Raw genomic sequence first — 11,309 nt, forward strand, 5'->3', positions numbered from 1 at the left:
TCGGGGGTGCGCCGCGGGGCGGGTCGCGGCGGGACGGGCCGGGCCGGCGGCGTCCCCGCGCCGGCCAGCCGCCGGGCGAGCCGGACCGTCTCCTGCGGCTGGCGCTCGCCGCCGTACGCCTCGCGGACCGGACCGGCGCGCCGTTGGCCGAGCTGGTGGAGCGGATCGAGGCCGACGCCCGCTCGACCGACCGTGGCCTGGCCGCGGCGGCGGCGCAGGCGGCCGGGGCGCGGGCGACCGCGTGGCTGCTGGCCGCGCTGCCCCTCGGCGGGGTCGGCCTGGGCTACGGCATCGGCGTGGATCCGGTCGCCGTACTGCTGCACACCCCGATCGGCGGCGCCTGTGCCGTTGCCGCGATCGTGCTCCAGGTCGCCGGGCTGCTCTGGACCGAGCGGCTCGGCGGGACTCCGGGGCGGGCCGGCTGATGTCCCGGTCGGTCCTGGCCGCCGGCTGTCTGGTCGCGGCGGCCCTGCTCGCCGCGACGGCCGGGGTGGGGCGTCGCCCACGGCACCGGCTGCGTGAGCTGAACTCCCCGCCGCCCGGTCCGGGGTGGCCCGCCGCCGGCCTGCCCGCCGACATGACCGACGGAGAAGGTCAGCGCCGGGTGGGTCGGCGGCCGGATGCGGTCCGGCTCGCGGCGGGGCTGGGCGGCGTGGCGGTGACCGTGGTCCTCGGCGGCTGGCCAGGGCTGCTCGCGGCCGGGCCCACGGCGATCCTGCTCGACCGGGCGTTGCGCCGGATCGAGCCGCCCGCCGTCCGCAAACGCCGGCTGCGGGAGGCCGCCGACCTACCCCTCGCCGCCGATCTGCTGGCCGCCGCGATGCGGGCGGGCGCGCCCGTCGACCGTTCGGTGCTGGCGGTTGCCGAGGCGCTCGACGGTCCCCTCGCGCAGCGGCTGGGGCGGGTCGGTCGCACGCTGCTGCTCGGTGGTGGCCCCGAGGAGGCGTGGTCCCAACTCGGGCCGGTGCCGGGCGCGGAGCGGCTGACCGCGGCGGCGATGCGCTCGTCACACAGCGGAGCCGCGCTGGCCGGGGCGCTGACCCGGCTCGCCGACGACCTGCGGGCCGACCGGGCCACCGCGGCGGAGGCGGCGGCCCGCCGGGCCGGGGTGCTCGTCGTACTGCCCCTGGGGCTCTGCTTCCTGCCGGCCTTCATTCTCGCCGGCCTGGTGCCGGTGATCGTCGCCGTCCTCGGCGACGTGCTCTGAGATCCCTAGAGAAAGGACCAGCACGTGCGCAAACTCTTCGCCCGCCTGCGCGGGGACGCCGGAATGAACACCGCCGAGTACGCCGTCGGCACGCTCGCCGCGGTCGCCTTCGCCGGCATCCTGCTGAAGGTGCTGACCTCGGGCAACGTGCAGTCGGCGCTGACCGCCGTCATCGACCGGGCGCTGAAGTGACCCGGCGCCGGCCGGCCGGCCACGACCGGGGGTCGTTCACCGCCGAACTGGCGGCCGGCCTGCCGGCGCTGGTCCTGCTCCTGCTCGCCGGGCTGACCGCTGTCAACGCGGTCAGCACGAAGGCGGGCTGCCTCGACGCGGCCCGGGAGGCGGCGCTGGCCGCCTCCCGGGGCGAGGACGGAACGGCCGCCGGGCACCGCTCCGCTCCGCCGGGTGCCGAGGTGTCGGTGGCGATCGACGGCGAGCGGGTCCGCGCCACGGTCCGGGCCCCCGTCCGCGCCCTCGGCGCCCGGCTGCCCAGGATCACCGTGGTCGGCACCGCGGTCGCCGCCGTCGAACCGGGCGCGCCGGGTCCGCAGCCGTGATCGCCGCCGGCAACTTGCGCCCGTGGGCCGGTCCCGGCGCCGTCGCTCGGCGGCCCGCTCGTGCCGTGACCACCGCCGGCAACTCTCGCCAACGGGCCGCCCCCGGCGGTGTGGCTCGGCGGGCTGCTCGTGCCGGCGAGGTCCGGGGCACCCGCCGGCCGGGATCTGCGCGGGCGGCGACCGGCGGGTGCGGACCCGTCCGTCGCCGGGTTCGGCTCCGGCGTCGGCCCGCCGGTCGGGCCGGGGAGCGGGGCGGGGCAACGATCTGCCTGCTCGCCGTCGGGCTGGTGTTCGTGGTGGTCGGTCTGTTCGGCGCGGCGGTGGCCAGTGCCCGGGCGGCCCGGCAGCAGGCCCGGGTGGCGGCCGACTTCGCCGCGCTCGGCGGAGCCGGCCGGGCGCTCGACGGTGCTGAGGTCGCCTGTGGACGGGCGACCGAGATCGCCGCCGCCAACGGTGGACGGCTGGTCAGTTGCCGGCTCGACGGCCTGGACGTCCTGGTGACAGCGCAGGTGACTGTCGCGCCGTTACCGGGCCTGACCCGCGTCGCCAGGGTCAGCGCACGAGCCGGCCCGGTACGGGGCTGACCTGCGGGTCGGACTGGTTGGCTGTACCGGGCGACTCGCCGGGGTCCGTGGGCAACCCACGCCAGGCGGAGCCCGGGGCGGGCCAGCGGTTACCCGTTCCCCGGGCGCCGGGGCGTCAGCGGGCCTGGAGGGCGTCGAGCGCGACGGCCATCGCGATGACCAGCCGCCGGTCGATCTGCGGGTGCTGGATCTCGACCACGTACCGGTCGCGCAGGCCCCACTTCTTCACCACCGTGAAGACGGGCTGGCCGTTCGCGGTGAAGTCGAAGTGGTACGGCAGCCAGGACAGCGAGTCGACGAAGCGCCGCAGCAGCGCCACCGGCAGGCTGCGCTCCTGGCCGGTGACCTGCGGCAGTCCGTTCTGCTCCACGTGCCAGGTGGAGCGGAGCAGCGACTGGGCGAAGTCCTTGCGGAAGGTGCCGATCGGGTTGCCGACGGCGTCCGTCACGTCGTACGTGGCGCCGAGGTCGAGGCGCTGGCGGGCCTTGAACCCGAGCAGCGGCTGCTGCTTCGAGTCGTCCGTGTAGATGGTCACCTGCTCCTTGAAGGCGAGCCGCTTCTGCTGGGCGAACGCCAGCAGGCCGCCCTCGGAGCCGTCCGGCGCGACGGCGTGGACCTCGTACTGGTTGACCATCATCCGCACTCGCTGGCGGATGTGGAACTGCTGCTGGGCCTGCAGGTTGTCGGGCTGCATGATGTCTCCTCACCGATAATCGGCCGGAGTCTCGCACAACCGGGTCGCCCCCGCCGCCCGGAACCGCCGCGCCGGCGTGGGAGTCGGGGTCAGGTGTCAGCGACCGCCGTCCACCGTGGCGCGCAACGCCCACCTGTTGAGCACCTGGTGAATGCCGCGCAGCCGCTCGTTGATCTGCTCCAGCCGCTCCGCCTGGGCCAGCGCGGCGAGCGCGGCGCCGAGCGCTATCTGCTGGTCGGGGGTGAGGTTCTCCTGGTCGATGGTGTAGAGCAGGTCGACGGTCTCGGCGATGGTGTCGGCCACGACTCCTCCTCCGGGCGAGCGACGAACGAACAGCGGGGACGGACGAACAGCGAGCGACAGACGGACAGCGGACCGCGGACGGGCAGGACGACCACGACAACGGGGACGCCACCGACGACCCGGGTCAGCAACCGTCGATGGAAGCGCTCCCACGCATCTATGCCCGGCAGTCCTCCGGTTCATGCATGCGGTCGGTTCAGGTTGGCAGGTTGGCCAGCACCACGTCGAGCACCCGGATCGCGTCCGGCTTGGACAGCGGGTTGTTGCCGTTGCCGCACTTCGGCGACTGGACGCAGGACGGGCAGCCGGTCTCGCAGCCGCACTCCGCGATCGCGTCCCGGGTGGCCCGCAGCCAGGCCGCCGCCGTGCCGTACGCCCGCTCGGCGAAACCGGCCCCGCCCGGGTGGCCGTCGTAGACGAAGACGGTCGGCGCCTCGGTGTCCGGGTGTACCGCGGTGGAGAGCCCGCCGATGTCCCACCGGTCGCAGGTCGCCATCAGCGGCAGCAGCCCGATCGCGGCGTGCTCGGCGGCGTGCAACGCCCCCGGCACGTCGGCCGGCTCCACCCCGGCCCCGGCCAGCGACTCCGGCGACAGGGTGAACCAGACCGCCACGGTGCGCAGTTCCCGGGCCGGCAGGTCCAGCGGCCGGGTGTCGATCACCTCGCCGGTGGCGATCCGGCGCCGCTGGTAGGAGACCACCTGGCTGGTCACGTCGACCTCGCCGAGGAAGAGCCCCACCGGCCCGGCGTCGACATAGGAGCGGACGCTCACCACCGACAGCGAGGTGACGTCGCGGGCGTGGGTGGACCAGTCCGGTTCCTCCGGGTGCACCAGCGCGCACCCGTCGGCCAGGTCCAGCTCGTCCACCACGTACGAGACGCCCTGGTGCAGGTAGACCGCGCCGGGGTGGAGCAGGAAGTGCGACGAGCCGCCGTCGACGGTGCCGAGCAGCCGGCCGGTCGCCGCCTCCACCACGCAGACCGGGGCGCCGCCCTCGCCGCGCAGGTCCACCTCGGGGCGCTCCCGGTGCCGCCAGTACCAGCCGGTCGGGCGCTGCCGCAGCGCCCCCGCCTCGACCAACGCGTCCACCGCCTCCTTCGCGCCGTCGCCGAAGAGCGCCAGGTCGGCCGGGGTCAGCGGGGCCTCGACGGCCGCGCAGGCCAGTTGCGGCCCGAGCACGTACGGGTTGGCCGGATCGAGCACGGTGGCCTCCACCGGTGCCCCGAACAGTGCCTCCGGATGGTGCACCAGGTAGGTGTCCAGCGGGTCGTCCCGGGCCACCAGCACGGCGAGCGCCTCCTGCCCGGAGCGCCCCGCCCGCCCGGCCTGCTGCCACAGCGAGGCCCGGGTGCCCGGGTAACCGCAGATCAGCACCGCGTCCAGGCCGATCAGGTCGACGCCCAGCTCCAGCGCGTTGGTCGAGGCCAACCCGAGCAGCTCGCCGTGCAGCAGCGCCCGCTCCAGCTCCCGCCGCTCCTCGCGCAGGTAGCCGGCCCGGTAGGCGGCCACCCGGTCGCCGAGCCCCGGCACCGCCTCGTCCAGCGCCCGGCGCGCGTTGGCCGCCACCACCTCGGCGCCCCGGCGGGACCGGACGAAGGCGAGCGTGCGTACCCCCTCGGCGACCGTGTCGGCGAGCAGGTCCGCGGTCTCCCGCAGCGCCGACCGGCGCACCGGCGCGAGGTCCACCGCGTCGGACGAGGTGTCGGCCGAGGGCAGCAGCGGCGGCTCCCAGAGCGCGAAGGTCACCCCGCCGCGCGGCGAGGTGTCCTCGGTGACGGCGGCCACCGGCAGGCCGGTGAGCCGCCCGGCCGCCGTCGCCGGGTCGCCCGACGTCGCCGAGGCCAGCACGAAGACGGGGGTACGGCCGTAACGCGCGCACTGCCGCCGCAGCCGGCGCAGCACGTGCGCGACGTGCGAGCCGAACACGCCCCGGTAGGTGTGGCACTCGTCGACCACCACGTACGCCAGCCGGCGCAGGAACCCGGACCACTGGGCGTGCCCGGGCAGGATGCCGTGGTGCAGCATGTCCGGGTTGGTCAGCACGAACCGGGAGTGCCGCCGGATCCACTCCCGCTCGGCGCGCGGCGTGTCCCCGTCGTAACAGGCGGGGCGTACTCCCTCCAGCTCCAACTCGGCGACGGCGCGCAGCTGGTCGGCGGCGAGCGCCTTGGTCGGCGCCAGGTAGAGCACGGTGGCCCGGGGGTCGGCGAGCAGCGCCGAGAGCGCGGGCAACTGGTACGCCATCGACTTGCCGGACGCCGTGCCGGTGGCCACCACCACGTGCTGCCCGTCGTACGCCAGGGTGGCCGCCTCGGCCTGGTGCCGCCACGGCGCGACCACGCCGCGGCGGGCGAACGCCGCGCGCAGCTCCGCCGGGACCCACTCCGGCCACGGCGTGGGCACGCCGGGTCGGGCCGGCACCCGCTCGACGTGGGTGACCGGGTCGGCCGGATGCCGACCGCGCAGCCGCCCCAGCAGCTCAACCGGCGCTCGCCCCGAGCCGGCGGATACCGTGGCGGCAGCCGACAGCTCCAGGCCACCACCCGACACCAGACCTGACGGCTTCAGGTCGTCGCGCGGCGTCAGACGAGCCGAGCTGAAGCTGTCGGTGGTCACGACCTGCACTCTCGCACTGGTGTTCGGAAATGAAAAGCCGGGGGGCTGGGTATGGGGGAGGCTTCGCCGGTGAGCCGTCGGGCCGCGCCGGCGGTAGTGGTTAGATGCCCAGGAGAGTTTACGGCTCTTGCGAGGAGGACCGATGGAGCTGTCGCTGGCGACCCGCACCGTGGGGGAGCACACGGTGCTCGAGGTCGGCGGTGAGGTGGACGTCTACACCGCCCCCCGGCTGCGCGAGCGGCTCCTCGAACTGATCGACGGCGGGGCCCGCCACGTGGTGGTGGACCTCGGTCGGGTGGACTTCCTCGACTCCACCGGGCTGGGCGTGCTGGTCGGCGCGCTCAAGCGGCTGCGCTCGGCCGGTGGTTCGTTCGCCCTGGTCTGCGACAAGGAGCCGCTGCTCAAGATCTTCCGGATCACCGCGCTCGACCAGGTCTTCCCGCTGCACCCCACGGTCGACGCCGCGGTGGCCGCGGGACCGACCGGCGCCGGCGCGTGATGGCCACGGTCCGGCTCTCGTTCTCGCCGGCTCCGGTGCACGTCCGCACCGCCCGCCTGGTCGGCGTCGCGGTCGCCCGGCGGGCCGGGGTGCGCGAGGACCTGCTCGACGAGGTGCGCCTGGCGATCGGCGAGGCGTGCACCCGGGCGGTCGCCCTGCACCGCCAGTACGGGCTGGCCGACCCGGTACTGGTGGAGATGTCCGACGCCGGCCAGTACGCCGTCCGGGTGATCGACCGCGCCCCGATCGAGGCCGGCATCGGGCTGGCCGCGCTGCCGCCGGACGAGCTGGCCGACGAGTCGCTCACCGACGAGGCGCTCACCACCGGTGTCGGCTTCGCGCTGCTCGCCGGTTTCGTCGAGGACCTCCAGGTACGCCCGGTCGACGAGGGCATCGGCACCGAGGTCCGGATGGTCTGGCCCGTCGGCCGCTGACCTGCTCATTCGCTGTTCCAGGCCGCATCCCCAGCTCGGGGCGCGGCCTGTCTGGCATGGACCCGCTCCTATATCAGATTTCGGTTCATAACACAGCGACGAAGATCATCGAGGGCGGGTGCCCCCTCGGTGTGACCTCCGACACGGCAGAGGGCTACAGTACGCGGGTTGTCAGCAAGTGATCCATCCCGCAGCCAGCGGGAACGGGTGTTCATCGCTGGTCCGCCGGGGTGGGTTGGCGCGCGCTTGCGAATCCGCATCCAGGCGCCGGTCGGTGCGTCTCCACCGGCCGGCGCGAGTGTCGGTACAGGAGGACACAGATGTCCGATACCTTGGCCGCCGCCGAAGGCGGCGGGATCTCCCTCACCGGAGCCAATGTCACGTACGTCGTCATCGCCGCGGTGATCGCGCTGGTGGCGCTCGCCTTCGCCGCCGCGCTGACGAAGGCGGTGCTGGCGGCCGGTAAGGGCACCACCAACATGCAGGAGATCTCCGGGGCCGTCCAGGAGGGCGCCTCGGCCTACCTGCTCCGGCAGTTCCGCACCCTGGCCATCTTCGTGGTCATTGCCGTGGTGCTGCTCTTCCTGCTGCCGGTGCACGACACCGACGGCAGCGAGACCGCTGTGAAGATCGGCCGCTCGCTCTTCTTCGTGGTGGGCGCCCTGTTCAGCGCGTTCATCGGCGGCGCCGGCATGTGGCTGGCCACCCGGGCCAACCTGCGGGTGGCCGCCGCCGCGCGGGAGCGACAGGGCGGCCGGGAGGCGGCCATGAAGATCGCCTTCCGGACCGGTGGTGTGGTCGGTTTCCTCACCGTCGGCCTCGGCCTCTTCGGCGCCGCGCTGGTCGTGCTGATCTTCCGGGGCGACGCGCCGACCGTGCTGGAGGGCTTCGGCTTCGGTGCCGCGCTGCTGGCCATGTTCATGCGGGTCGGCGGCGGCATCTTCACCAAGGCCGCCGACGTCGGCGCCGACCTGGTCGGCAAGGTCGAGCAGGGCATCCCCGAGGACGACCCGCGCAACGCCGCCACCATCGCCGACAACGTCGGCGACAACGTCGGTGACTGCGCCGGCATGGCCGCCGACCTGTTCGAGTCGTACGCGGTCACGCTGGTCGCCGCGCTGATCCTCGGCCGGGCCGCGTTCGGCAACGAGGGCCTGGTCTTCCCGCTGATCATCTCCACCATCGGTGTGCTCGTGGCGATCATCGGGGTCTTCATCACCCGGCTGCGCACCTCCGACCGCAACGGCCTGACCGCGATCAACCGGGCGTTCTACCTCTCCGCGGTGATCTCGGCGGTGCTGGTGGCGATCGCCGCGTTCGCGTACCTGCCGGCGACCTTCGACGGCCTCGAGGGCGGCCTCACCAACTCCGACGGCAGCCCGATCGACGGCAACCCGCGGCTGGTGGCCATCGGCGCCGTGGTGATCGGCATCGTGCTCGCCGCCGCGATCCAGGCGCTGACCGGCTACTTCACCGAGACCAACCGGCGCCCGGTGCAGGACATCGGCAAGAGCTCGCAGACCGGCGCGGCCACCGTCATCCTCGCCGGCATCAGCGTCGGCCTGGAGTCGGCGGTCTACTCGGCGCTGCTGATCGGCGCCGGCGTCTTCGGCGCCTTCCTGCTCGGCGGCAGCTCGATCACGCTCTCGCTGTTCGCGGTGGCGCTGGCCGGCACCGGCCTGCTCACCACGGTCGGCGTGATCGTCGCGATGGACACCTTCGGGCCGATCTCCGACAACGCCCAGGGCGTGGCCGAGATGTCCGGCGACATCGACGAGCACGGCGCGCGGACCCTCACCGAGCTGGACGCCGTCGGCAACACCACCAAGGCGATCACCAAGGGCATCGCGATCGCCACCGCGGTGCTCGCCGCGACCGCGCTGTTCGGCTCGTACACCGACACCCTGCGTACCGCGTACGCGGACGCCGGGGTGGGCGACGTGGGCGGCGAGATCCTCAACTCGCTGAACGTGGCCAACCCGCGCAACCTGGTCGGCCTGATCATCGGCGCGGCCGTGGTGTTCCTCTTCTCCGGCCTGGCCATCAACGCGGTGTCCCGCTCCGCCGGCGCCGTGGTGATGGAGGTCCGCCGGCAGTTCCGTGAGCTGCCCGGCATCATGGACCGCACCCAGCGGCCGGAGTACGGCAAGGTCGTCGACATCTGCACCCGGGACGCGCAGCGCGAGCTGATGACTCCGGGCCTGCTGGCCATCCTGGCGCCGATCGCGGTCGGCTTCGGCCTCGGGCCGGGCGCCCTGGCGTCCTACCTGGCCGGCGCGATCGGGGCCGGCACGCTGATGGCGGTGTTCCTGGCCAACTCCGGTGGCGCCTGGGACAACGGCAAGAAGCTGGTCGAGGACGGCGCGTACGGCGGCAAGGGCTCCGAGTCGCACGCCGCGACCGTCATCGGCGACACCGTCGGTGACCCGTTCAAGGACACCGCCGGCCCGGCCATCAACCCGCTGATCAAGGTGATGAACCTGGTGTCGCTGCTGATCGCCCCGGCGGTGGTGGCCTGGAGCGTGGGCGACGACCGGAACACCGGCCTGCGGGTGGCCATCGCCGTGGTGGCCGCGCTGGTCATCGTGGCGGCCGTGGTGTTCAGCAAGCGCAAGGGCGTGGCGATGTCCGACTCGGACACCGACGCCGGCGCCGGCAGCGCGGATCAGCGACCGGAGCCGGTCAACGCCTGATCCGTACCTCCCACCCGGTCCCCGGTCGGCAGCCGCCGGCCGGGGACCGGTCTGCCCGGGGCCGCCGGAGCAGCATCGGCGGCGTCGCGCCTGACCGGTGCCACCACTCGACAGAGGTCGTACGCTGCAACGCATGCGTACGTGCCGGGCGGCAGCCGCCGGAAAGCTCACGGTGGTCGTGGCCACGCTCGTACTCACCGTCGCCGGCTGCGGCGGCGGACCCAGCCCGCAGGCCTGGGCGGCGTCGGTCTGCTCGGCGCTGACCCCCTGGCGGGCCGAGATCAGCAAGCTGACCAGCAGCACCGACCAGCAGATGACCGCGCAGACCACGCCGGCGCAGGCCAAGGAGAACCTGGTGCGACTCTTCGGCGGCGCCGAGCAGGCCAGCGAGACGGCCCGGCGCAAGGTCGAGCAGGCCGGCATCCCGGAGGCCGAGCACGGCGCCGAGGTGTCCGCCGGGTTCCGCACCTCGCTGGCGAAGATGCGCGACGCGTACGGCAAGGCCCGGGACACCATCGACGGGCTGAGCACCGGCCAGGCCGGCCCCTTCTACGACGGCGTCCGCGCCGCGGTGGACACCCTGAACAAGGAGTACGACGCGAGCGCGCTGGACACCAGCCGGCTCAACTCCGAGGAGTTGAAACGCGCCTTCGCCGAGGTGCCGGAGTGTCGCTGACCGGTACCGGTGAGCCGCCGGACGGGCAGCCGCCCCCGGCGCTGTTCCCGGTGCCCGAGCCGGCTCCGCCCGCGCGGGGCCGGCCCGGCCGGCCGGCTGCCGGTGGCGGCCGGCGGCGGGGCGGCCGGTCCGGGAGCGCCGGGTCGACCGCGACGGCCGACCGGAGCGAGCCGACCGCCGGGGCCGGCCCGCTCGATCCGTCCGATCTGTCCGATCCGCCCGATTCACCCGGTACGTCCGGCCCGGCCGGTCCGACCAGTGCCGAGGGTGACCGGGGCGGCCGGGACGACGCTCGGCGGCAACTGGTCTTCTTCGGCGCGGAGGCGGCGGACCCGTCGGTCGCCGATCTCGCCGGTCTGCTCGCCGGGCCCGGGGAGGTGTCGGTGATGGGTGGCACCGCCCGGCTGTCGGTGGTGGTGGACGCCGCCTGGCGGGTGCACGTCCTGGTCGCCGAACTGGCGCTGCGCGGCCTCCCCGCCAGCTGGGAGGCGACCGAGGACGAGCGGCACGCGGTGCGCACCTCGTACACCCGGGCCTTGAAGCCGCTGGCGGCGGCGTGGCTGCGCGGCCCGGTGAAACGCCCACCCGCCGGTTTCCATCTCAACGGGCGGCGGCTGCGGCTCTGGCTGGCCGCGGCGGGGGTGGCCGAGCCGGCCGGGTTCCTGCTCCGACTCGGCGCGGCCGACGCCGACTGCCAGGCGGCGATCGGCGCGGCGCTGGCCGCTGCCGGGGTGGCTGGAGACCCGCTGGCACCGGACGCGGGCGGCCCGGCGTACCGGATCACCGGCCGTCGCCGGCTGGCCCGGCTGGCCGAACTGGTCGGCGACCGCCCACCGGCCGCGCCGTCCACCGCCTGGCCCGCCCGGCCCTGACCGCCGGGTCGCCGCCCGGCGGCCCTGACCTCCGCCGTCACCGCCCGGCCGGCCGCCACCTGCGCCGGCGCGCCGCCTGCCGGCCCTGACCTGCGCCGGGATCGCCCGGCTCCGGCCTCGCCGGGCCCCCGGGTGGCGGTGGGCTGTCCGGTCGGCGACAGTGGGGGTGGGGC

The 11,309-nt window shown here is 74.7% G+C and carries 13 protein-coding genes; 10 read left to right on the forward strand and 3 right to left on the reverse strand.

Annotated features, from left to right (window positions below; genetic code table 11):
* From DLJ47_RS27565 to DLJ47_RS27585, 5 genes are all read left to right on the forward strand, one after another.
* Window positions 1-425: type II secretion system F family protein (locus tag DLJ47_RS27565; RefSeq protein WP_233258051.1), on the forward strand; the 425-nt coding region annotated here is incomplete at its 5' end.
* Window positions 425-1,207 carry a type II secretion system F family protein gene (locus tag DLJ47_RS27570; RefSeq protein ID WP_109904217.1) on the forward strand — a complete coding sequence of 261 codons (783 nt, stop codon included), beginning with the start codon at window positions 425-427 and terminating at the stop codon, window positions 1,205-1,207. The genes DLJ47_RS27565 and DLJ47_RS27570, both read left to right, overlap by 1 nt.
* A gap of 24 nt (window positions 1,208-1,231) precedes the next feature.
* On the forward strand, window positions 1,232-1,399 hold the full coding sequence (locus DLJ47_RS27575; RefSeq protein ID WP_088997060.1) for a DUF4244 domain-containing protein: 168 nt from the start codon (window positions 1,232-1,234) through the stop codon (window positions 1,397-1,399).
* Window positions 1,396-1,764 carry a TadE family type IV pilus minor pilin gene (locus tag DLJ47_RS27580; protein ID WP_109904219.1) on the forward strand — a complete coding sequence of 123 codons (369 nt, stop codon included), beginning with the start codon at window positions 1,396-1,398 and terminating at the stop codon, window positions 1,762-1,764. Before DLJ47_RS27575 ends, DLJ47_RS27580 begins: the two co-directional genes overlap by 4 nt.
* A gap of 110 nt (window positions 1,765-1,874) precedes the next feature.
* Entirely contained in the window at window positions 1,875-2,348 is a 474-nt protein-coding gene (locus DLJ47_RS27585) for an Rv3654c family TadE-like protein (RefSeq protein WP_109904231.1), read from the forward strand.
* A 115-nt stretch (window positions 2,349-2,463) separates the two neighbouring features.
* Here DLJ47_RS27585 and DLJ47_RS27590 read toward each other — a convergent pair whose 3' ends face one another.
* From DLJ47_RS27590 to DLJ47_RS27600, 3 genes are all read right to left on the reverse strand, one after another.
* Window positions 2,464-3,042: an LURP-one-related/scramblase family protein gene (locus DLJ47_RS27590; protein ID WP_109904221.1), complete on the reverse strand. Its 579-nt coding sequence runs from the start codon at window positions 3,040-3,042 to the stop codon at window positions 2,464-2,466.
* A 96-nt stretch (window positions 3,043-3,138) separates the two neighbouring features.
* The gene (locus DLJ47_RS27595; RefSeq protein WP_109904223.1) at window positions 3,139-3,345 is read right to left on the reverse strand and encodes a hypothetical protein; all 207 of its coding nucleotides are present in this window, start codon (window positions 3,343-3,345) and stop codon (window positions 3,139-3,141) included.
* A gap of 196 nt (window positions 3,346-3,541) precedes the next feature.
* Window positions 3,542-5,875 (reverse strand): DEAD/DEAH box helicase, encoded by a 2,334-nt coding sequence (locus tag DLJ47_RS27600; RefSeq protein WP_109904233.1) that lies wholly within the window; start codon window positions 5,873-5,875, stop codon window positions 3,542-3,544.
* 229 nt (window positions 5,876-6,104) lie between these two features.
* On the opposite strand from DLJ47_RS27600, the gene DLJ47_RS27605 reads away from it, so the two are divergent.
* The 5 genes from DLJ47_RS27605 (at window position 6,105) to DLJ47_RS37960 (ending at window position 11,136) form a co-directional block, all read left to right on the forward strand.
* The gene (locus DLJ47_RS27605; protein WP_109904225.1) at window positions 6,105-6,461 is read left to right on the forward strand and encodes an STAS domain-containing protein; all 357 of its coding nucleotides are present in this window, start codon (window positions 6,105-6,107) and stop codon (window positions 6,459-6,461) included.
* Window positions 6,458-6,895, forward strand: coding sequence for an ATP-binding protein (locus DLJ47_RS27610; protein ID WP_088997064.1), 438 nt, complete (start codon window positions 6,458-6,460; stop codon window positions 6,893-6,895). Before DLJ47_RS27605 ends, DLJ47_RS27610 begins: the two co-directional genes overlap by 4 nt.
* A gap of 320 nt (window positions 6,896-7,215) precedes the next feature.
* Window positions 7,216-9,588 (forward strand): sodium-translocating pyrophosphatase, encoded by a 2,373-nt coding sequence (locus DLJ47_RS27615; protein ID WP_109904227.1) that lies wholly within the window; start codon window positions 7,216-7,218, stop codon window positions 9,586-9,588.
* A gap of 133 nt (window positions 9,589-9,721) precedes the next feature.
* Window positions 9,722-10,264, forward strand: a complete 543-nt coding sequence (locus DLJ47_RS27620) for a hypothetical protein (protein ID WP_109904229.1) — start codon at window positions 9,722-9,724, stop codon at window positions 10,262-10,264.
* On the forward strand, window positions 10,255-11,136 hold the full coding sequence (locus DLJ47_RS37960) for a hypothetical protein (RefSeq protein ID WP_446723605.1): 882 nt from the start codon (window positions 10,255-10,257) through the stop codon (window positions 11,134-11,136). The genes DLJ47_RS27620 and DLJ47_RS37960 overlap by 10 nt, the downstream gene beginning before the upstream one ends.
* Window positions 11,137-11,309 lie beyond the last annotated feature (173 nt).

It is taken from the genome of Micromonospora sp. S4605 (assembly GCF_003176715.1).
GTDB lineage: Bacteria > Actinomycetota > Actinomycetes > Mycobacteriales > Micromonosporaceae > Micromonospora > Micromonospora echinaurantiaca.